We start from the raw sequence: 20,350 nt of genomic DNA on the forward strand, positions 1-20,350 counted from the left end.
GCCTGCACTGGTAAACGACAGGTTAATTTTCATGACAGCCACCCCGCCCGTCACCCGTTTCGCGCCCTCTCCGACCGGGGCCCTGCACATCGGCGGCGCGCGCACTGCGCTGTTCAACTGGCTCTATGCGCGGGGGCATGGTGGCACCTTCCTGCTGCGGATCGAGGATACGGACAAGGCACGGTCGAACCCCGAAAACACCCAAGTGATCCTGGACGGGCTGACCTGGCTGGGTCTTGACTGGGACGGCGAGCCGACCTCTCAGGCAGCCAACGCGGACCGTCATGCCGAAGTCGCACTGCAAATGCTGGCGGACGGCACGGCCTATAAATGCTTTTCCACGCCCGAAGAAATCGAGGCATTCCGCGAGGACGCGCGCGCCAACAAGACATCGACCCTGTTCCGTTCGCCCTGGCGCGACGTGGCAGAGGCCGATCACCCCGACGCGCCCTATGTGGTCCGGGTCAAGGCGCCCCGCGACGGATCGACCACGCTGCATGATACGGTGCAGGGCGATGTGACCTGGTCGAACGATCAGCTGGACGACATGATCCTGCTGCGATCCGATGGCACGCCTGTCTACATGCTGGCCGTGGTTGTCGACGATCACGACATGGGCGTGACCCATGTCATCAGGGGCGACGATCATCTGGCCAACAGTTTTCGCCAGAACCTGATCTATGACGCGATGGGTTGGGACAAACCCACCCTTGCGCATATCCCGCTGATTTTCGGCGCCGACGGCAAGAAACTGTCGAAACGCCACGGGGCGACTGCGGCCGCCGATTACCAGAAAATGGGCTATCCCGCTGCCGGTATGCGCAATTACCTTGCCCGTCTGGGATGGAGCCATGGCGACGACGAGTTTTTCACCGATGCACAGGCGCGCGACTGGTTCGATCTGGACGGGATCGGCAAATCGCCCGCCCGGTTCGACCTGAAAAAACTGGAACACATCAGCGGCCAGCATATCGCCATCATGGATGATGCCGCCCTGGTTGCCGAAATTCAGGGCTACCTTGCGGCGACGGGTGCGCTGGCGTTGACCGAACGTCAGGCGGACGGCTTGCTGCGCGCGATGCCCGCGCTCAAGGAACGGTCCAAAACCTTTCCCGAACTGCTGGAAAAGGCGCATTTCGTGCTGACGGAACGCCCCATCGTGCCCGATGAAAAGGCCGCCAAGGCGCTTGATGCTACGGCGCAGCAATATCTCGCAGAATTGACGCCGCACCTGCAAAATGTTACGTGGGACCGGAATACGTTAGAGGAGGCGATCGCCGACTTTGCGACCGCCCGCGACACCAAGCTGGGCAAGCTGGCCGGGCCGCTGCGGGCGGCACTGGCGGGCCGGTCGGTTTCCCCAAGTGTTTTCGATATGATGCTGGTGCTCGGCCGCGAGGAATCGCTGGCCCGGATCACCGCCGCTGCGGCCTGATCATCCAAGGGTGAAAGCGCCGTCCCAATATGGTCGCCCCGGCGACGAGTGAAAGTAAGGACTGACTATGACGGAAAAAAGCGCAAAGCTGACGATCGACGGCAAGGACTATGACCTGCCAATCTTCACGCCGACCTCTGGTCCCGATGTCCTCGATATTCGCAAGCTTTATGCGCAGGCTGGCGTGTTTACCTATGACCCCGGTTTCACGTCGACAGCCTCGACGGACAGCACCATCACCTTCATCGACGGTGACAAGGGCGAGCTTTTGCACCGTGGCTATCCCATCGACCAGCTGGCGGCAAAATCCCACTACCTCGAAGTGTGCTATCTGCTGCTGAACGGCGAGTTGCCGAATGCAGAACAGCTTGAGGAATTCGAATTCATCGTGACGCATCACACGATGCTGCACGAGCAGATGATGAACTTTTTCCGTGGTTTCCGCCGTGACGCGCATCCGATGGCCATCATGGTCGGTGTCGTCGGTGCCATGTCCGCATTCTATCACGACAGCACCGACATTCACGACGAAAAGCAGCGCGAAATCGCAGCGTTCCGCCTGATCGCCAAGATGCCGACGATCGCGGCGATGGCCTACAAGTACCACGTGGGCCAGCCTTTCGTGTATCCGCGCAACGATCTGGATTACGCGTCGAATTTCCTGAACATGTGTTTCAGCGTTCCGGCTGAAAACTATAATGTCGATCCGGTGCTGGCGCGGGCGATGGACCGCATTTTCACGCTGCACGCGGACCACGAACAGAACGCATCGACATCCACCGTGCGTCTTGCATCGTCGTCGGGCGCAAACCCGTTTGCCTGCATCGCGGCAGGGATTGCCTGCCTGTGGGGACCGGCACACGGCGGTGCGAACCAAGCCTGTCTGGAAATGCTGCGCGAAATCGGCACCGTCGACCGCATCCCCGAATACATCGCCAAGGCAAAGGACAAGAACGACCCGTTCCGCCTGATGGGATTTGGCCACCGCGTGTACAAGAACTTTGACCCGCGCGCGACGGTGATGAAGGAGTCCGCCGACGAAGTTCTGGACCTGCTGGGGATCGAGAACAACGAAACGCTGAAGGTCGCCAAGGCGCTGGAACAGGCCGCGCTCGAGGATCCTTATTTCGCCGAGAAAAAGCTGTTCCCGAACGTCGATTTCTATTCGGGCATCATCCTCGAGGCGATGGGTTTCCCCACATCCATGTTCACGCCGATCTTTGCGGTCAGCCGGACCATCGGTTGGGTATCGCAGTGGCAGGAACAACTGTCCGATCCGCAGCTGAAAATCGGTCGTCCGCGCCAGCTGTACATGGGTGAAACCACCCGTGACTACGTTGACATCGAAAACCGCTGATCCTGTTCTGGTGACGGCGCGGCTGGTGCTGCGCCGTCCCGCATCGGGCGATCTGGACGATCTGTTCGCCATCTATTCGGACCCACGCGCAATGCGGTATTGGTCCACCCTGCCCCATGACAGCCCCGCGGTGACATCCCGCAGTCTGGACGGGATGATCGCACAGACACCGCTGACCTATTTCGCGCTGGACCTGAGCGGCAGGGTCATCGGCTGTGCCGGTCTCTATCGTGATGAAGAGGTCGGTTTCATCCTGCATCCCGATCACTGGCGACAGGGCTATGTGACCGAGGCGATGAACGCCATCATTCCCTATCTGTTTGCCACCACGCAGGTCCCCCACCTGATGGCCGATATCGACCCACGCAATACCGCATCTGCCGCTGCCCTGACCGCGCTGGGGTTCATCGAGACACATCGCGCCAAGCGCACCTATTGCATCGGCGGTGTCTGGTCGGACAGCGCGTATTACGCGCTGCAGCGGCCATATACCTGACACGAAAAAGGGGCACCCTGTCGGGTGCCCCTGATCCGTCAGCTTGCCACGGCCTCGTGGTCGTCGAGGAACGGATAGTCGATGTAGCCCTTCTCGTCACCGCCGTAGAACGTATCGGGATCGGGTTCGTTCAGGGCCGCATCCAGATTGAACCGGCGTGGCAAATCCGGGTTCGCGATGAACGGGCGGCCAAAGGTCACGGCATCCGCGCGACCGCTGGTGATGACCTCGCGCGCGCGGGCCACGTCATAGCCACCGTTCGCCATATAGAAACCGTCGTAGTGGTCGCGCAGGGCGTCGATCAGATCCTGCCCTTCGCCGTTGTCACTACCAGGAAAGCTTTCGAGGACGTGCAGGTAGGCCAGCTTGCGGTCGCTCAACATCTTGTAGATCGCGCTGTAGTGCGTCAGCGGATCGCTGTCACCACCGTCGTTGGCCTGACCCAGCGGTGACAGGCGCACGCCGATGCGGTCGGCGTCCCAGTGTTCACCCACGACGTCCAGCGCCTCTTGCAGGAAACGCATCCGGTTCTCGACGCTGCCACCGTATTCGTCGGTGCGGTCGTTCACGCTGTCTTGCAAGAATTGCTCGATCAGATAGCCGTTTGCCGCGTGAACCTCGACGCCGTCGAACCCAGCGACCTTGGCCAGACGTGCCGCCTCGCGGTAGTCGTTTAGGGTTTCCTTGATCCCGTCCGCATCCAGTGCCACCGGATCAGAACAGTCCACGAAACCATCGTGGGTAAAGGTCTGTGCCTTTGCAGGTTTGGCGGTCGCGGAAACAGGCTGTCGGCCATCGGGCAGGACGGATGTATGGCTGATCCGTCCGACATGCCAAAGCTGGATAAAGATACGCCCGCCCTCGGCATGGACCGCGTCGGTGATCTCGCGCCACTTGGCGGCCTGCGCCTCGGTATGGATGCCGGGGGTGTTGATATACCCCTTGCCCATTTCTGAAATCTGCGTGGCCTCGGTCAGGATCAGGCCCGCGCTGGCCCGTTGGCGATAATACGGCACGGCCATATCGGACGGCATTCCGTCGGGTTGGGCGCGGTTGCGGGTCAGCGGCGCCATCAGCACGCGGTTGGGCAAGGTGATCGTGCCCATCTCGATGGGGCTGAACAGCATATCTTGGTCGGTCATGGGTTGGTTCCTTCTTGGTTCGGAAACCAACCCGGAATCCGGCGACCTGTTCCGTTACCGCCCCTGAAATCGCGCTGTGCGTTTTTCAACAAAGGCCGCGACACCTTCGCCAAAATCACGCGTCTTGCCACATTTGCCCTGCAATTCGGCCTCCAGCGCGAGCTGTTTATCCAGATCATTGTCAAAACTGGCGCGCAGTGCCTGTTTGATATGGTGATAAGTCTGCGTCGGACCCTGCGCCAGTTGCCCGGCGCGCGCCTGCCAATGTGCGGCGAAATCATCCGCCGGTACGGATTCATAAATCATACCCCAGTCGGCGGCCTGTTTGGCGCTGATCTTGTCCGCGAACAAAGATGCCCCCATCGCCCGTGCAAATCCGACCTGACGCGGCAGGAACCATGTGCCGCCCGCGTCGGGGATCAGACCGATCTTGGCAAAGGCCTGCACGAAATAGGCATCTTCGCTGGCCAGCACCACGTCGAACACAAGCGCGAGGTTTGCCCCTGCCCCTGCCGCCACACCATTCACGGCGGCGATGGTCGGCAGCGGACAATCCACGATGGCCCTCAGCATCGGCACGTATTCGTCGCGCAACACGGCTTCGAGGTCGAGGTTCGCCGCCTCGCCAAAGCTGAGTTCCTGACCGGAACAGAACGCACGGTCCGACCCGGTCAGCACCAGCACGCGTCCTTGGTTGGGTGCATCCATGACAGCATGGGTCAGTTCGGACCGCATGGTGCCGTTCAGCGCGTTCATCTTTTCGGGGCGGTTCATGGTAATCGTGACGACATCGTCGCTGACGTTCACGGTGATCGCGGTATAGTCCATGGGTCGGTCCTGCTGCTGGTTTTGCACAGCCTAACCGACGACAGGGTCAAAGCCATGAAAACCAAACGTCAGGACCGCAGGATTTTCTCCAGCTCGGCGCGTTCCTTTTCCGTCAGCTGCGCATCCCCCGTGCCCGGTTTGCGCCGGATCGCGGTCCAGCCCACCCCCAGCGCCAACAACAGCAGCGCGGGCGCGGCCCACCACAGGATAATGTTCACCCCAGTGCGGTCGGGTTCCAGCAACACGAATTCCCCGAACCGCGCGACCAGAAATTCCCGCACCTCTGCATCACTGTCGCCAGCGACCAAGCGTTCGCGCAGCAAAACGCGCAATTCCCGGCTGATGGGCGCGTTGGATTCGTCGATGCTTTCGTTCTGGCAGACCGGGCAACGCAAGCCCTTGCTCAGGTCGCGGGCGCGTTCCTCCAGCACGGGGTCATCCAGCACCTCGCTGGGATCAACCGCAAAGGCAGGCAGCGCCCACAGGCACAGGATCAGGGCGAGCCACCTCATTCCGCGGCGACCGCCTGCGGCTTGCGCGCGCCGACGGCAAAGCGCAGACGCCGGTCCGTAAGCGAGATCAGACCGCCCAACGACATCAGGATCGCACCACCCCAGATCCAGTTGGCGAACGGCTTGAGATAGACGCGCACAGCATAGCCACCACCGGCCTGCGGATCACCGATTACCGCGTAGACATCGCGCAGGAACCCGTTGTCGATCGCGGCCTCGGTCGTGGGCATCTGCGCCACCGGATAGAACCGCTTTTCCGGCATCAGGACAAAGGGTTCCGCACCTTTGTGGCTGATCGACAGGCTGGCCATCGTGGACAGGTAGTTCGGCCCTTCGATATCGTCGATCGCCGTCAGCGTGACGGCGTAATCACCGACCTCGTAGGTGTCGCCTACGTTCACCACGCGAATATCCTCGACGTTCCACGCTGTCATCGCAGCGATGCCGAACACGGTGACACCCATGCCCAGATGGGCGACCGATTTGCCCCAATCGGCACGCGGCAGCCGCGTGATGCGCCGCAGGCGATCACCGACCGGACCGCGCCCGGCCCGCAGCCACAGGTCCAGCAGCGCACCACCGACAACCCAGACGCCCAGGGCCACGCCGACGGGCCCGACCATCGACCGGCCCGAATAGACCGCGTAGGCCAAACCGGCGAGAGCCACCGACAGGATCACCAGCCCGACCAGCGGTCCGGTGGCGCGGCCCAGCTTGCCACGTTTCCATGCCAAGAGTGACCCAAGCGGCAGAGCGATGGCCAAGATGACCATGAATGGCGTGAATGCCGCGTCAAAGAACGGCGGACCGACCGACAATGTCCGGTCGAACACCATTTCGGCAACCAGCGGCCAGATCGTCCCGATGAACACCACGAATGCGCTGACAGCCAGAAGGATGTTGTTCAGCACCAGTGCCGATTCCCGGCTGACGGTGCCGAACGCGCCCTGCGACTGCATCGCCCCCGCGCGCGCTGCAAAGAGGGTCAGCGCCCCCCCCAGATACAGACCGAGGATCAGCAGGATGAACATGCCGCGCTCAGGATCGTTGGCAAAGGCGTGTACCGATGTCAGCACCCCCGACCGCACGATGAAGGCACCGAGCAATGAAAACCCAAAGGCAAGGATGGCCAGCAGGATCGTCCAACTCTTGAGCGTTTCGCGTTTTTCCACGACGATGGCACTGTGCAGCAGGGCAGCCGCGATCAACCACGGCATGAAGCTTGCGTTTTCGACCGGATCCCAGAACCAGAAACCGCCCCAGCCCAGCTCGTAATAGGCCCACCAGGACCCCAGCGCGATGCCCACGGTCAGGAACATCCATGCGGCCAGCGTCCAGGGCCGCACCCAGCGACCCCAGGCCGCATCGACGCGCCCTTCGATCAGCGCGGCCACGGCAAAGCTGAATGTCATGCTGAGGCCGACGTAGCCGAGGTAGAGGAACGGCGGGTGAAACGCCAAACCCGGATCCTGCAACAGCGGGTTCAGATCACGCCCGTCCAACGGCGGCACGGCAAGCCGCGCGAACGGATTGGAGGTGAACAGAATGAACGCGATAAAGGCGACCGAGATGCTGCCCTGCACCGCCAGCACGCGTGCCTTGAGCGTGGCAGGCAAGTTGCCACCGAACCATGCCGCGCTCGCCCCGAACAACGCGAGGATCAACACCCACAACAGCATCGACCCCTCGTGGTTGCCCCAGACGCCGGTGACCTTGTACAGCATCGGTTTCAGCGTGTGGCTGTTTGCATAGACCAGCGCGACCGAAAAATCGGACACGACAAAGGCCCAGGTCAGGACCGCGAAGGCAAATGTGACAAGGATCAGCTGCGAAGTGGCCGCCGGATCGGCAAAAGCCATCCAGCCGCGCCACCCCTTGGCTGCGCCCACCAGGGGCACGACGGTTTGCGCGATGGCCACGACAAAGGCCAGGATCAGGGCGAAGTGTGCAAGTTCAATAAACATGTCGGTAACATAGCCCATCGCAAGGGCCACCGACATAGGTTTCGCAACAAATTCATCTGCGGCACAACGCCCTTGTCAGACGGCCAGCCCGCCCTGGACGACATAGGTGATCCCCGCCACCACCAGCCCGCCGACAATCAGCCGCACCAGCCATTTCAGCGTGTCCTCGATCGCGCTGAGCCGCTCGGACACATTCAGCATCTGGACCGCAGCAACCGCGTTATGCGTCTCCAGCGCGACAAGGCGTTTTTCAACGACATCGGGCCAGTCAGATTGCATTGCGGGACCTCCACCAGTCCGTAAGGGCCGCATTGTCGGCATAACCCTCGGGCAATGCGATCGTGTCCGGGGGCGGTGCGGCCGCGTCCTTGATCACCGCCTCGCTCCGGATGACGGATTCCGCGACCGATCGTTGGAATTCCTGACCTTTGACCTGATAGCGTGCGCCGAAATAGAAACTGACAATCGCCCCCATCAACCACCACAGCGGTTCGGGGATCAGCGCGACACCCGCCATCCGGCTGGCAAACCACGCCGGGCTGGTCATCGCCGAGACAAACAACCCGATCGTTCCCAGCGCCAGCAAGGGACGCGGCAACCGGTTCAGCCCGTCGATCATTCTGTCAAATAATCCCTTGCGCGGCTGCGCAAATTCGGCGGCGAATTGGGCCAATGCGGCCGCCTTTTCATCGGTCAGCCGCTGCGCGCGGCCTTCGATGTTCTCGCGGAACACCTCGACCGTTTCGGCCACGACATTGCGCCCGTCACCAAAAACCCAAGCCATCACCCTGTCGATCATTCCCATGCCCGTGTCCTCTCGCGGTGCTGCGCGTCGCTCAGATGATAGCGGGGGGCGATGAACATTTCCGCCCGCGTGATCCAGCCGCCTCTGCCGCCATCGCGACGGCGGGCGTATTTCCGGCTGGCGGGGCGCTGGTCCGCCAGCGCGTAATAATAATTGCGCCGCGCGATACCGTAGGCATCGACCAGATGATCCGGCGCGGCCTCCATCGCCCGCACAGCAGCGGTCGCAGTCTGTGCACCGATGACACCATCGACCTGAACATCCAGCCGCATCCGATTGAAAAGACGTTGCAAAATCTTGACCGCATTGTTGCCCGCATTGACATACATATCGAATACGCTGGCGTGCAACGCATCCGGCAAGGTGCCGATGCGGGGGGCCTCGAAATAGTGCTGGATATAGATCTGCACGGCTCGGTCGCGACTGATCCGTCGCACGTCGGCTGCATCGACATCGCCGTCACCGTCCAGATCAAGTCCGAGCCGCCGCAGCGTGTGGATCGTCACACCATGCTGCGTAGCCCCGCCGGGATCGTCGGGATCGTCGACGAAACCACCCTCGCGGGCGACGATTTCAGCCGCAATCTGTTCAACGCTCTGCATTCGCGATCCTCCTGCTGGGGTGCAGGCAGGATCAGCGGTCAAAGGTTAATTGGTTGCGACCTCAGCGCCCGGTTCCACGTAGGTGCCCTGTTCCTTGAGCGCGTCTATGACCTCTTGCGGCATGTATTCCTCATCATGTCGCGCAAGGATTTCAATGGCTTCAAAGGTGCCGTTGATGTAACGGCCCTGCCCGACCATGCCCTGACCTTCTTCAAAGAGATCCGGCAGGATACCGGTGTAGACGACCGGAATCGATGCACCACCATCGGTCACATTGAACGCAACCTGCGTGCCGGTGCCGCGCACCAGCGTTCCGACCTCGACCAGACCGCCGATGCGGAACAACTCTGTCTCGCGCGGCGGGTCGGCGGCGACTTCTGACGGCGCGCGAAAGAACTGGAACGATTCCTCTGGCAGCACCGCAAGCAAGCCAAGAACCGCCGCAACGCAGACACCGGACAGCGCCATCACCTGAATGCGCCGTTTTTTCTTGAGACCCTTCATGGGAACACCGGGGCCATCATCAGACCCTCCGTTTCCGGCAGACCCAGCATCAGGTTGGCGTTCTGCAACGCCTGCCCTGACGACCCCTTGGTCAGGTTGTCCAGCGATGCGATCACCTGCGCGCGCCCGGCGATGCGGTCAGCCACGACGCCGATATGGCAGAAATTGCTGGCGCGGATGTGTTTGATGGACGGATGCTGTCCCATGGGCAAAACCTCGATGAATGGCTCTTTGGCGTAGGCGTCAGAGAGGGTTTGGTGGATCGTTGCAGCGTCACCCTTGACCGATATGGTGGCCAGGATACCGCGGTTTGCGGGGATCAGATGCGGCGTGAACTGCACGCGCACATCGCGCCCTGCGATGGCGGAAAATTCCTGATCGAATTCGCCCAGATGCCGGTGGGTGCCGCCGACGGCATAGGCATGCGCGCCTTCGGACAGTTCCGCGTGCAGCAGGTTTTCCTTGAGCGCGCGCCCCGCGCCCGACACGGCCGCCAACAGATTTATGTTGATGTCGTCCAGGTCGATAACACCCGTCGCGATCAGCGGACGCAGCGCGTATTGGCCTGTCGCCGCATTGCATCCGGTGCCCGCCACCAGACGGGCTGTGCGGATCTGGTCACGGTAGAATTCGGTCAGGCCGTAGACGGCCTCTTTTTGCAATTCTGGCGCGGCGTGGGGCTTGCCGTACCATTTTTCATAGGCCGCCGGGTCACGCAGACGGAAATCGGCAGACAGGTCGACGATTTTCAGATTCGACGGCAGCGCCTTGATGACCGCCTGAGAGGTCGCATGGGGCAGCGCGCAGAACACCAGATCGACGCCGGACAGATCCATGTCCTCGATTGTGGTCAGGCGCGGCAGATCAAGGTGGCGCAAATGCGGAAACACATCCGCCATTGCCATCCCGGCCTTGGAATTGCCGGACAGGCCGGTGATGGCCAGCGACGGGTGCGTGGCGATCAGGCGCACAAGCTCTGCACCAGTGTATCCGGATGCGCCCAGAATGGCGACGTTATGGGTCATGTCATGGTCTCCCTTGTGGGATCAAATAGGGACGCGGCGCGCCCGCTTCAATTCACGCTTTGGCAAAGGTGATCGGATGTCGCAGGAACTGCATCGCACGGTCCGATACCTTTTTCGGATCACCGGACGTCAGGAATTTCGAGGTCATGCCCTTGCCCACCATTTCAGGGCGTCGGTCGAGGTAATGCGCAAGGCTCTCGGCCACCAGATTTGCCTGGCTGAACACCTTGACCCCGGCACCCAGCGCATCCTGAAACACCTCTGCCATCAAGGGGTAGTGGGTGCAGCCCAGCATCGCGGCATCGGGGTCAGGCATCTTGCGTTTCAGCGCATCCACATGGCTGCGCACCAGCGCCTCGGCCAGAATGAAATCGCCGTCCTCGATGGCGTCGACGACACCGCCACAGGCCTGTGCCTCGACATCGACACCGATGGCGCGGAATGCCAACTCGCGCTGAAACGCACGACTGCGCACCGTGGCGGGCGTGGCAAAGAGTGCCACATGTTTCACCTCGACCTCGCGCGGCGGGGAATTGTCGCCCCATTCGCGTTCGGTCAGCGCCTCGATCAATGGCACGAACACACCCAACACGCGCTTGTCCTTGGGCACCCAGCCTTCTTGCATCCGGCGAAGTGCGGCAGCACTGGCCGTGTTGCAGGCGAGGATCACCAGATCGCACCCCTCGTCGAACAGACGCTGCGTGGCACGGGTGGTCAGGTCATAGATATCGTCCGCGTCACGCACGCCGTATGGCGCGTTGGCACTGTCACCCAGATAGACAAGCGGCAAATCGGGCAACCGCTTGGAAATTGCGTCAAGAACGGTCAGCCCGCCCAGTCCGCTGTCGAAAATACCCACTGCCATTGCCGTACCCTCTGTGCCGGGCCCGCGCCAATCGTGGCGCGGACGTGTTTGCATCAGCCATACGTCGGTTGACGCCAGAAATCCATGCAGGGTTTTGCACGGTGACGGGAAAATGCGGACGGCAGCGACCTATTCCGCGGCCACCTGCTGATCTGGACGGGCGATGGCCGCCAGCAGCATCTCGCGTGTCTTTTCCGCCTTGGACGCATTGGCATGTTTGACGGGACCGAAACCGCGAATGTCCAGCGGCAGACGTGCCAGCGCAATCGTGGCGTCACTGACCGGCAGGTCGGCGATGTGGGTCATATCGGCCTCGTATTGCGCAATCAACGCCCGTTCCATCCGCCGTTCCGCAGTCCGACCGAATGGATCAAGTGGTGTGCCGCGCAGCACCTTGAGCCGTGCAAGCAGCGGAAAGGCACGCGCCATCGCGGCCCCGAACTCTCGTTTCACGGGTCGCCCATCAGCACCGGTTTTCGTCAGCATCGGCGGCGCAAGGTGATAGGTCAGCGACACATCCCCGTCAAAGGCCGCGCGCGCCTTGGCCTCGGTATCGCGCAACAAGCGGGCGACTTCGTATTCGTCTTTGTAGGCCAGCAGTTTGTGATAACCCAGCGCCACTGCCTCACGCATCGCGGGGTCACTGAAACGATCCACCATCCGCAGATAGCGTTTCGCCAACCGCTTGTTCTGGTAGGCGGTCAGGTGATCGACGCGGAATGCGATCCGGTCGTCCAGCGATTTGGGCAATGCGACGACCTGCGGTTCCGACACCCGCGCGGCCCGTTCAGGGTGCAGCACCGCCCAGCGCCCAAGGTCGAACGCCTGTTTGTTGCGGTCCACGGCCGCACCGTTCAGTTCAATGGCACGCAGAATGGCGTCCAGCGACACCGGGATCGCGCCCATCTGCCAGGCCGCACCAAAGATCATCATGTTCGAATAGATGCTGTCGCCCATCGTCGCTTTGGCCAGTTCGGTCGCGTCGAACAGCGCCACCTTGTCCTGCAACCGCCGCGTCAGGCTTAGTTTCAATTCGTCCACGGGCAGTTGAAATTCCGTGTTGCGGGTGAAATCGCCGGTGATGATTTCATGCGCGTTCACGACCCCGCGCGTGCGCCCGGTTTTCATCAGGCCCAGCGTCTTGGCCCCTGCACTGACCACCAGATCGCCACCGATCAGCGCGTCGCATTCGCCCGTGGCCACGCGGATCGCGCTGATATCCTCGGGCCGCTCTGCCAGGCGGCAATGAATGTGCACGGCCCCACCCTTTTGCGCGAGGCCGGCCATTTCCATCATGCCAGCGCCCTTGCCGTCCAGATGCGCCGCCATCGCCAGCACGGCCCCAATCGTGACGACACCCGTGCCGCCCACACCGGTGATCACGACGTTATGGGTGCCATTGATCGCAGGCAAATCCGCCAACGGCAGGTCGCCCACATCCACGGTCGTTGTCGCGGCCTTTTTCAACTGCGCGCCTGCGACGGTCACAAAGGACGGACAGAACCCTTTGACGCAGGAAAAGTCCTTGTTGCAGGACGATTGGTCGATGGCGCGTTTGCGGCCCAGTTCGGTTTCAACCGGGACGATCGATACGCAGTTCGATTGCACACCGCAGTCGCCGCAGCCTTCGCAGACGTCCGTGTTGATGAACACGCGTTTGTCGGGGTCGGGAAACTGGCCACGCTTGCGGCGCCGGCGTTTTTCGGCGGCACAGGTCTGGATGTAGACCAAGGCGCTGACGCCCTTGACCTGCGCCAGTTCCGCCTGCACGCGCGGCAGTTCTGACCGTTCCGCCAGCGGCACACCGCTGGGAAAGTGGGATGCATCCACGTCCTCTTTTTCGTCATAGACCACGCGCACGTCGCGCACGCCCATCGCCAGCAGTTCGCGCACGATCTGCTCGGCCGTCAGACCGCCGTCGTTACCTTGTCCGCCCGTCATCGCAACCGCGTCATTATAGAGGATCTTGTAGGTGATCGTCGTCCCCGCCATCAGGGCAAAGCGGATCGCCTGCACGCCGGAGTGGTTGTACGTCCCATCACCGAGGTTCTGGAACACATGGCCCGTCTTGCTGAACGGGGCCTCACCGACCCAGTTCGCGCCCTCGCCGCCCATCTGGGTGAAACCAACGGTGTCGCGGTCCATCCATTGCACCATGTAGTGACAGCCGATGCCCGCATAGGCGCGCGATCCCTCCGGCACCTTGGTGCTGGAATTATGCGGACAGCCCGAACAGAAATACGGCAAGCGTGCCGCGATTTCCGGCACATTGTCGGCGCGGCGCGCCTCTGCCAGCGCATCCAACCCCTGCATCACACCGTCCGAGGCGCAGCCTTCTTCGACCAGGATGCCGCCCAGTTTTTCCGCGATCCAGATCGGGTCCAGCGCATAGCGCGTCGGAAAAATCTCTTCGCGGCGACCGGCAGAATGTTCATCGCCCTTGTGCCAGCCGTACACCCGGGTGTTGGTGTCGTCGAACAGCGCCTCCTTGACCTGCACCTCGATCAGCTTGCGTTTTTCCTCGACCACGACCACCAGATCGAGACCTGCCGCAAAATCGTGAAATCCCGCCATGTCCAACGGCCAGACCTGACCGACCTTGTAGGTGGTGATACCCAGACGCTCGGCCTCTTGCGCGTCGATGCCCAGCAGGGACAGGGCGTGCTGCAAATCCAACCAGTTCTTGCCCGCGGCGACAAAACCGATCTTGGCACCGTGCTTGCCCCACTTGCGCTGATCCATCTTGTTGGCCCGGCTGAACGCCTCTGCCGCGAACCGTTTATGGTCGATCATGCGTGCCTCTTGGGCGACGGGTGTATCGACAAGGCGAATGTTCAGACCCTCGGGCGGCAGGGCCAGGTCGGGTGTCACGAATGACAGCCAGTGCGGATCGCCGTCCACGACAGAGGTGACCTCGATCGTGTCCTTCATCGTCTTGAGACCGACCCAGACACCGGCATAGCGCGACAGCGCCCAGGCATAGAGGCCGTAGTCCAGCACCTCCTGGACACCGGCAGGGCTGACAATCGGCATGTAGGCGTCGATCATCGCGAAGTCGGACTGATGCAGCGTGGTGCTGGATTCACCCGTGTGGTCGTCACCCATCGCCATGATGACACCACCGTGGGGCGATGTGCCCGCCATGTTGGCATGCCGCATCACATCGCCGGACCGGTCCACACCCGGCCCCTTGCCGTACCACAGGCCGAACACGCCGTCGTATTTCCCCTCGCCGCGCAGCTCGGCTTGCTGACTACCCCAGAGTGCGGTTGCCGCCAGATCCTCGTTCAGGCCAGGCTGAAACGTCACTTGGGCGTCAGTCAGTGATTTGGCCGCACGCGCCATCTGCATGTCCACAGCGCCCAGCGGCGAGCCACGATATCCGGTCACATAACCGGCGGTGTTCAGCCCAGCGCGTGCATCACGTGCCCGCTGCATGAGCATCAACCGCACCAGTGCCTGTGTTCCGTTCAGCAACACATGCCGCTTGGACAGATCAAACCGATCGTTTAGCGAAATATCTTGACGTGTCATGCAAACCTCCCTGCAATATAGGCATCTTAGGTCACATTTGCTGACCTACAAAGAATAATTCCGAGGGCGGCTTTGATTGTATATTTAACAGAGTCAGCGTAACCAAGTTTCAAACTACAAATAATTTAAGGCACTACGGGCGGGTCATGGACTGGGATAAGCTTCGAATATTTCACGCGGTTGCGGATGCGGGGTCACTGACCCATGCAGGCGATGTCCTGCACCTGTCGCAATCGGCGGTCAGCCGCCAGATCCGCGCCCTCGAAGAGACGCTGAACACCACGCTTTTCCACCGTCATGCGCGTGGACTGATTCTCACCGAACAGGGTGAACTGCTGTTCGATGCCACGAAATCCATGAACCGCCGCCTTGACGCGGCCGCAGCCCGCATTCGTGACAGCGAAGAAGAGGTGTTCGGGGAATTGCGCGTCACCACGACCACCGGTTTCGGCACTCTCTGGCTCGCCCCGCGCCTGCCCAAACTCTACGAGATGTATCCCGACATCAAGATCGACCTGATGCTCGAGGAACGTGTGCTGGATCTGCCCATGCGCGAGGCAGATGTCGCCATCCGCATGAAGGAACCGTCACAGGCAGACTTGATCCGCAAACGCCTGATGAGTGTGCGCATGCGTCTGTACGCAACACAAGCCTACCTCGACCAGCGCCGCCCGCTGGACAATATCACCGACATTTCGAACCATCGCCTGATCTGCCAACAGCTGTCGTCGACCCAGGTCAGCGCCGGTGCCACGCTGATCCATCACTTGCTGTCACATGAGGTGACGTCGATCTTTACGGTGAACAACTATTACGGCGTCCTGCAGGGCGTCATCAACAACCTCGGCGTCGGCGTCCTGCCTGACTATGTGGTGCAGGATTTCCCCCACCTCGTACGCTGCTTGCCATCCCTCGAAAGCGGCGAGGTTCCCGTCTTCCTCGCCTACCCCGAGGAATTGCGGCAGTCGAAACGGATCATGGCGTTTCGGGATTTCGTTCAGGACGAAATCTTCGCCCATCGCAGATCACTGGCAGAGCTGGGGCGCGAAGACTAAACCTCAGCGAGTGTTGCGCCATGCACGCATCACATAGCGGGTCTGCACGCGCGCGTATGGTTTTTTCTTGATCGCTTAATCCTTGCGCCCTATCTGCTGAAACAGAGGCAAAAACATCATTTGGTGTGCCTCTACCTCCCTGTTGGACTGCGCCGGGCCTTTGTGCCCGGCATTTTTTTGCCTGAAGCGCGGCCCAAGGATCACCTTCCCCTTCGTCCCAGCCTCCCCTAAAAGGCACAGAACAGCTCGTGGGGAATCTTTTATGTCCGATCCGATCATCACCGCCGACGTCATCGCAGCACACGGGTTTTCGCCCGACGAATGGCAAGAGGTGCTGAAAATCCTCGGACGGGACCCGACATTTACGGAAATGGGCATCTTTTCCGCGATGTGGAACGAACACTGTTCCTACAAGTCATCCAAACGCTGGCTGCGCACGCTGCCCACAACCGGCCCACAGGTCATCTGCGGCCCCGGCGAAAACGCGGGCGTCGTGGATATCGGTGACGGTCAGGCCGTGGTGTTCAAGATGGAAAGCCACAATCACCCCAGCTATATCGAGCCATATCAGGGTGCGGCCACCGGTGTTGGCGGGATCCTCCGCGACGTGTTCACCATGGGTGCCCGGCCCATCGCCGCGATGAACTCACTTTCGTTCGGCGAACCCAGCCACCCCAAGACGAAATCGCTGGTCAGCGGTGTGGTGGCAGGCGTGGGCGGCTACGGCAATTGTTTCGGCGTGCCGACAGTCGGCGGCGAGGTCCGGTTCGATAAATCCTACAACGGCAACTGCCTTGTGAACGCATTCGCCGCCGGGCTCGCTGACGCGGACAAGATTTTCTATTCCGCCGCATCGGGTGTCGGGATGCCTGTCGTGTATCTGGGGGCCAAAACCGGCCGCGACGGCGTTGGTGGGGCCACGATGGCCAGCGCCGAATTCGACGACACGATCGAGGACAAGCGCCCCACGGTGCAGGTCGGCGACCCCTTCACCGAAAAGCGCCTGATGGAGGCGACGCTGGAACTGATGACCACGGGGGCCGTGATTTCCATTCAGGATATGGGGGCCGCCGGCCTGACCTGTTCTGCGGTCGAGATGGGCGACAAGGGCGGTTTGGGCGTCAAGCTCAACCTCGAGGACGTGCCGCAGCGCGAAACCGGCATGACCGCCTACGAGATGATGCTGTCGGAATCCCAGGAACGGATGCTGATGGTGCTCAAGCCAGAGCTGGAGGCAGAGGCACGTGCGGTCTTCGTGAAATGGGACCTCGATTTCGCCATCGTGGGTGAAACTATTGCAGAGGACCGGTTCCTGATCCTCCACAACGGCGAGGTAAAGGCCGATCTGCCGCTGTCCAAGCTGTCGTCCACCGCCCCCGAATACGACCGCCCGTGGGAAGAAACGCCCGCCGCCGCGCCCGTGGGTGACGTACCACACGTCGACCCGATCGACGGTCTGCGCAGCCTGATCGGCAGCCCGAACTGTGCCAGCAAGGCCTGGGTCTATGAGCAATACGACAGCCAGGTGATGGCCGATACGCTGCGCACACCCGGGGCCGGGTCTGGCATCATCCGCGTGCACGGCACGCAAAAGGCACTGGCCTTCACCTCTGACGTGACGCCGCGCTATGTTTTTGCAAATCCCTATCAGGGCGGCGCACAAGCCGTGGCAGAGGCCTACCGCAACCTCACTGCCGTCGGTGCCACACCACTGGCGACCACCGACAACATGAACTTTGGCAATCCCGAAAAGCCCCGCATCATGGGTCAGTTCGTCGGCGCGATCAAAGGGATCGGTGACGCCGTCAAGGCGCTGGACATGCCGATCGTGTCCGGCAACGTGTCGCTGTACAACGAAACAGACGGCAAGGGCATTCTGCCCACGCCGACCATCGGTGCCGTCGGACTGATTGCCGATTACACACAGGCCATCACTGGTCAGTTGGAAACCGGTCACATGCTACTGCTGCTGGGCGAAACGGCGGGACATATGGGCCAGACGGCGCTGCTGGCCGAACACCTGGGCCGCGTCGAAGGCGATGCACCTACGGTCGACCTGGTGGCGGAACGTGCACATGGCGATTTCATCCGTGCCAACCGCAGCGCCATCACGGCCTGCACCGACCTGTCGGACGGCGGGCTTGCGCTTGCGGCATTCGAAATGGCGGTGGCAGCCGATATCGGCATCACGGTCGAAACCGATGACACCGCCCAGCTGTTTGCAGAGGATCAGGCGCGCTATCTGATCGCCGCGTCCTTTGACGGTGCCGAGGCCCTGTTTGCGGCCGCAGCCGCCGCTGGCGTGCCGCTTGCGCGCGTGGGTCAGGCCGGCGGCAGCGACGTCACATTCGGCGCGTCCAGCGCACCACTGGCCGATCTTGCCGCAGTCTATCACGAGGCCTTTGCCAGACATCTGGCCTGATTTAGCGCTGCAGCGGCGCGGACAAACGCGCCGCGGCACCCACACTGGCCCTTGCCCCCGCTGCGGCGCGTTCATAGGTTATGGAAAAGCCTGCAAGGAGCCGACAATGCCCATCACAGCCCACGAAATCGAAGCCCTGATCCGCGCGGAATTTCCCGACGCCAAGATTACGGTGCAGGGCGACGATGGCGCACATTTCGCAGCCGAAGTCGTCGATGCCAGCTTTGCGGGCAAAAATCGCGTGCAGCAGCAACGTGCCGTCTATGCCGCCCTCAAGGGCAAGATGGATGGCAGCAATGGCGAACTGCATGCCCTCGCCCTGACCACACGCGCACCCGATTGAACCGCGCGCAAATTTTCGCAGAAAATTTGATCCCCCTCAAAAAGGACCAGACCATGACCGCCGAAGACCAGATCAAGCAAACCGTCACCAGCAACGACGTCGTCCTGTTCATGAAAGGCACGAAAACGATGCCGCAGTGCGGTTTTTCCAGCCGCGTGGCAGGCGTGCTGAACTTTATGGGCATTGAATACACGGACGTGAACGTGCTGGCCGACGACGGCGTGCGCCAGGGCATCAAGGATTACTCCGACTGGCCGACGATTCCGCAGCTTTACGTCAAGGGCGAATTTGTGGGTGGTTGCGATATCATCACCGAAATGACGCTTTCGGGTGAACTGGATACATTGCTCACCGAAAATGACATCGCGTTTGACAAGGCCGCAGCCGACAAGATCCGCGAAGCCAACGCCTGACGCACAGACCACGCGCGCGTCACTGGGCGCTTATTCACGCAGTGATGGGCCGACCCTAGGACGGGTCGGCCTTTTGCGTGTTGTCCAGCGAATCTGCCAATGCCTCCGCGCGGGCCGCGATCTCGGCAAAGGCATCGGTCACTTCGGCTGGAATGACCGGTACCTCGATCCGCTCGGCCGGGCGTGATTGGGCTTCGGCGATCTGGGCCTGCAGACTTTCCAGTTCCAGCTCGACTTCGCGCAGACGCTCTGCAATCCCGGCAGTCCGGTCGGCCAGCATCAGGCCAGACATCAGCAACATCCGCGATTCAGGCATGCGCCCGATCTGGTTGGACAGATGCTGCGCCTCTTCATCCAGCATGGCAGAGGCCGTGCGCAGGAAATGTTCCTCGCCGTCCTGACAGGCCACCTCGAACACGCGGCCACCGATTGTGATCTCGACTTGCGGCATGATCAGCCCTCCTGTTGCAGTGCAGGTTTCAATTCGCCCAGCAAGGCGGCCACCTCTGCGGCCTCGGCTGCACGGTCAGCCTGCAGGGCCTCGACCTCTGCGATCAGCGCGCGATTGATATCCGCCGCATCGGGCACACCTTCCATTGCCGCCTGCCGCAGCGCATCCGCCTCTTCGCGCAGATCGGCATTCGCAGCGCGCAGGCGTTGCAACGCGCCGTCCAGCTCTGTCATGCGGTCGGCATGTGCGGCGACCTCGGCCTCCAGCTTGGCGATCTTGTCATCCTGACGCGCCTTGAGTGCGGCAACCCGGTCCTCGAGGTCTGCATTCGCAGCCTGCTGCGTGGCCAGTTGCGCCCGCAGGTCGGATTGGCCCGCCTGTTCGCCGACATGGGATCTGATCCGGTCCAATGCCGTGTTGATCCGGTATTCCAGGCTCTTGAGATCGTTCATCTCTTCAACGGTCCTTTATCACACGATTCGGCGTCGTTCCGCGCCAAACCCTAAGTCATCGGTCGCATCCACACAAATGGCGCGCTTGAATTGACCGGTTCGCCTGATATGACACGACCAACTTTGTTTTGCACCCGTCAGGAAC

Annotated in this window: 20 protein-coding genes; 7 read left to right on the forward strand and 13 right to left on the reverse strand. The window is 61.6% G+C overall.

Annotated elements, in window-relative coordinates; translation table 11 throughout:
• Positions 1–31: 31 nt before the first annotated feature.
• The 3 genes from gltX to LGQ03_RS03290 all read left to right on the forward strand — a co-directional run bounded on the left by gltX (position 32) and on the right by LGQ03_RS03290 (position 3,288).
• Positions 32–1,435 (forward strand): glutamate--tRNA ligase, encoded by a 1,404-nt coding sequence (gene gltX, locus LGQ03_RS03280; protein ID WP_226747215.1) that lies wholly within the window; start codon positions 32–34, stop codon positions 1,433–1,435.
• Positions 1,436–1,502: 67 nt separating this feature from the next.
• Complete coding sequence (gltA, locus tag LGQ03_RS03285; RefSeq protein WP_371260147.1) at positions 1,503–2,792, forward strand: citrate synthase; 1,290 nt, start codon at positions 1,503–1,505, stop codon at positions 2,790–2,792.
• The gene (locus LGQ03_RS03290; RefSeq protein WP_226747216.1) at positions 2,764–3,288 is read left to right on the forward strand and encodes a GNAT family N-acetyltransferase; all 525 of its coding nucleotides are present in this window, start codon (positions 2,764–2,766) and stop codon (positions 3,286–3,288) included. The genes gltA and LGQ03_RS03290 overlap by 29 nt, the downstream gene beginning before the upstream one ends.
• Positions 3,289–3,326: 38 nt before the next feature.
• Here the strand turns inward: LGQ03_RS03290 and LGQ03_RS03295 are convergent, their stop codons facing one another.
• The 11 genes from LGQ03_RS03295 to LGQ03_RS03345 form a co-directional block, all read right to left on the reverse strand.
• Positions 3,327–4,430, reverse strand: a complete 1,104-nt coding sequence (locus LGQ03_RS03295) for an alkene reductase (RefSeq protein WP_226747217.1) — start codon at positions 4,428–4,430, stop codon at positions 3,327–3,329.
• Positions 4,431–4,484: 54 nt separating this feature from the next.
• Positions 4,485–5,258, reverse strand: coding sequence for an enoyl-CoA hydratase-related protein (locus tag LGQ03_RS03300; RefSeq protein ID WP_226747218.1), 774 nt, complete (start codon positions 5,256–5,258; stop codon positions 4,485–4,487).
• 68 nt (positions 5,259–5,326) lie between these two features.
• A complete protein-coding gene (locus tag LGQ03_RS03305) occupies positions 5,327–5,770 on the reverse strand; it encodes a cytochrome c-type biogenesis protein (protein WP_226747219.1) in 444 nt (147 codons plus the stop codon).
• Positions 5,767–7,734, reverse strand: coding sequence for a heme lyase CcmF/NrfE family subunit (locus tag LGQ03_RS03310; RefSeq protein ID WP_226747220.1), 1,968 nt, complete (start codon positions 7,732–7,734; stop codon positions 5,767–5,769). Before LGQ03_RS03310 ends, LGQ03_RS03305 begins: the two co-directional genes overlap by 4 nt.
• Before the next feature lie 75 nt (positions 7,735–7,809).
• Entirely contained in the window at positions 7,810–8,013 is a 204-nt protein-coding gene (locus tag LGQ03_RS03315) for a hemolysin XhlA family protein (RefSeq protein WP_090160671.1), read from the reverse strand.
• The gene (locus tag LGQ03_RS03320) at positions 8,003–8,539 is read right to left on the reverse strand and encodes a holin family protein (RefSeq protein ID WP_226747221.1); all 537 of its coding nucleotides are present in this window, start codon (positions 8,537–8,539) and stop codon (positions 8,003–8,005) included. The genes LGQ03_RS03315 and LGQ03_RS03320 overlap by 11 nt, the downstream gene beginning before the upstream one ends.
• Positions 8,530–9,141, reverse strand: a complete 612-nt coding sequence (locus LGQ03_RS03325) for a holin-associated N-acetylmuramidase (RefSeq protein WP_226747222.1) — start codon at positions 9,139–9,141, stop codon at positions 8,530–8,532. Before LGQ03_RS03325 ends, LGQ03_RS03320 begins: the two co-directional genes overlap by 10 nt.
• 45 nt (positions 9,142–9,186) lie before the next feature.
• The gene (gene ccmE / locus LGQ03_RS03330) at positions 9,187–9,645 is read right to left on the reverse strand and encodes a cytochrome c maturation protein CcmE (RefSeq protein ID WP_090160664.1); all 459 of its coding nucleotides are present in this window, start codon (positions 9,643–9,645) and stop codon (positions 9,187–9,189) included.
• Positions 9,642–10,670, reverse strand: a complete 1,029-nt coding sequence (gene argC, locus LGQ03_RS03335; protein WP_226747223.1) for an N-acetyl-gamma-glutamyl-phosphate reductase — start codon at positions 10,668–10,670, stop codon at positions 9,642–9,644. The genes ccmE and argC overlap by 4 nt, the downstream gene beginning before the upstream one ends.
• Before the next feature lie 52 nt (positions 10,671–10,722).
• Positions 10,723–11,535: a glutamate racemase gene (gene murI, locus LGQ03_RS03340; RefSeq protein ID WP_056035066.1), complete on the reverse strand. Its 813-nt coding sequence runs from the start codon at positions 11,533–11,535 to the stop codon at positions 10,723–10,725.
• Positions 11,536–11,664: 129 nt separating this feature from the next.
• Complete coding sequence (locus tag LGQ03_RS03345; RefSeq protein ID WP_226747224.1) at positions 11,665–15,069, reverse strand: indolepyruvate ferredoxin oxidoreductase family protein; 3,405 nt, start codon at positions 15,067–15,069, stop codon at positions 11,665–11,667.
• Between the two features lie 146 nt (positions 15,070–15,215).
• Here LGQ03_RS03345 and LGQ03_RS03350 point away from each other — a divergent pair, with 146 nt between their 5' ends.
• From LGQ03_RS03350 to grxD, 4 genes are all read left to right on the forward strand, one after another.
• The gene (locus tag LGQ03_RS03350; protein WP_090160657.1) at positions 15,216–16,124 is read left to right on the forward strand and encodes a LysR family transcriptional regulator; all 909 of its coding nucleotides are present in this window, start codon (positions 15,216–15,218) and stop codon (positions 16,122–16,124) included.
• Positions 16,125–16,386: 262 nt separating this feature from the next.
• Positions 16,387–18,546: a phosphoribosylformylglycinamidine synthase subunit PurL gene (purL, locus tag LGQ03_RS03355; protein WP_226747225.1), complete on the forward strand. Its 2,160-nt coding sequence runs from the start codon at positions 16,387–16,389 to the stop codon at positions 18,544–18,546.
• A gap of 106 nt (positions 18,547–18,652) precedes the next feature.
• Positions 18,653–18,889, forward strand: a complete 237-nt coding sequence (locus tag LGQ03_RS03360) for a BolA family protein (RefSeq protein WP_090160653.1) — start codon at positions 18,653–18,655, stop codon at positions 18,887–18,889.
• Between the two features lie 53 nt (positions 18,890–18,942).
• Positions 18,943–19,302 carry a Grx4 family monothiol glutaredoxin gene (gene grxD / locus LGQ03_RS03365; RefSeq protein WP_056035069.1) on the forward strand — a complete coding sequence of 120 codons (360 nt, stop codon included), beginning with the start codon at positions 18,943–18,945 and terminating at the stop codon, positions 19,300–19,302.
• Positions 19,303–19,357: 55 nt separating this feature from the next.
• Here grxD and LGQ03_RS03370 read toward each other — a convergent pair whose 3' ends face one another.
• Both LGQ03_RS03370 and LGQ03_RS03375 read right to left on the reverse strand, forming a co-directional pair.
• On the reverse strand, positions 19,358–19,753 hold the full coding sequence (locus LGQ03_RS03370) for a cell division protein ZapA (RefSeq protein ID WP_226747226.1): 396 nt from the start codon (positions 19,751–19,753) through the stop codon (positions 19,358–19,360).
• 2 nt (positions 19,754–19,755) lie between these two features.
• Positions 19,756–20,205 (reverse strand): hypothetical protein, encoded by a 450-nt coding sequence (locus LGQ03_RS03375; protein WP_090160649.1) that lies wholly within the window; start codon positions 20,203–20,205, stop codon positions 19,756–19,758.
• Between the last annotated feature and the right edge of the window lie 145 nt (positions 20,206–20,350).

It is taken from the genome of Loktanella gaetbuli, assembly GCF_020531945.1.
GTDB lineage: Bacteria > Pseudomonadota > Alphaproteobacteria > Rhodobacterales > Rhodobacteraceae > Loktanella > Loktanella gaetbuli.

Coding starts and splice junctions, on each gene's coding strand:
- LGQ03_RS03310 (WP_226747220.1), bottom strand. CDS start 7,734: ATGTTTATTGAACTTGCACACTTCGCCCTGATCCTGGCCTTTGTCGTG.
- LGQ03_RS03350 (WP_090160657.1), top strand. CDS start 15,216: ATGGACTGGGATAAGCTTCGAATATTTCACGCGGTTGCGGATGCGGGG.
- ccmE (WP_090160664.1), bottom strand. CDS start 9,645: ATGAAGGGTCTCAAGAAAAAACGGCGCATTCAGGTGATGGCGCTGTCC.
- LGQ03_RS03325 (WP_226747222.1), bottom strand. CDS start 9,141: ATGCAGAGCGTTGAACAGATTGCGGCTGAAATCGTCGCCCGCGAGGGT.
- LGQ03_RS03370 (WP_226747226.1), bottom strand. CDS start 19,753: ATGCCGCAAGTCGAGATCACAATCGGTGGCCGCGTGTTCGAGGTGGCC.
- LGQ03_RS03305 (WP_226747219.1), bottom strand. CDS start 5,770: ATGAGGTGGCTCGCCCTGATCCTGTGCCTGTGGGCGCTGCCTGCCTTT.
- gltA (WP_371260147.1), top strand. CDS start 1,503: ATGACGGAAAAAAGCGCAAAGCTGACGATCGACGGCAAGGACTATGAC.
- LGQ03_RS03315 (WP_090160671.1), bottom strand. CDS start 8,013: ATGCAATCTGACTGGCCCGATGTCGTTGAAAAACGCCTTGTCGCGCTG.
- murI (WP_056035066.1), bottom strand. CDS start 11,535: ATGGCAGTGGGTATTTTCGACAGCGGACTGGGCGGGCTGACCGTTCTT.
- LGQ03_RS03375 (WP_090160649.1), bottom strand. CDS start 20,205: ATGAACGATCTCAAGAGCCTGGAATACCGGATCAACACGGCATTGGAC.
- purL (WP_226747225.1), top strand. CDS start 16,387: ATGTCCGATCCGATCATCACCGCCGACGTCATCGCAGCACACGGGTTT.
- LGQ03_RS03295 (WP_226747217.1), bottom strand. CDS start 4,430: ATGACCGACCAAGATATGCTGTTCAGCCCCATCGAGATGGGCACGATC.
- grxD (WP_056035069.1), top strand. CDS start 18,943: ATGACCGCCGAAGACCAGATCAAGCAAACCGTCACCAGCAACGACGTC.
- argC (WP_226747223.1), bottom strand. CDS start 10,670: ATGACCCATAACGTCGCCATTCTGGGCGCATCCGGATACACTGGTGCA.
- LGQ03_RS03345 (WP_226747224.1), bottom strand. CDS start 15,069: ATGACACGTCAAGATATTTCGCTAAACGATCGGTTTGATCTGTCCAAG.
- gltX (WP_226747215.1), top strand. CDS start 32: ATGACAGCCACCCCGCCCGTCACCCGTTTCGCGCCCTCTCCGACCGGG.
- LGQ03_RS03300 (WP_226747218.1), bottom strand. CDS start 5,258: ATGGACTATACCGCGATCACCGTGAACGTCAGCGACGATGTCGTCACG.
- LGQ03_RS03320 (WP_226747221.1), bottom strand. CDS start 8,539: ATGGGAATGATCGACAGGGTGATGGCTTGGGTTTTTGGTGACGGGCGC.
- LGQ03_RS03360 (WP_090160653.1), top strand. CDS start 18,653: ATGCCCATCACAGCCCACGAAATCGAAGCCCTGATCCGCGCGGAATTT.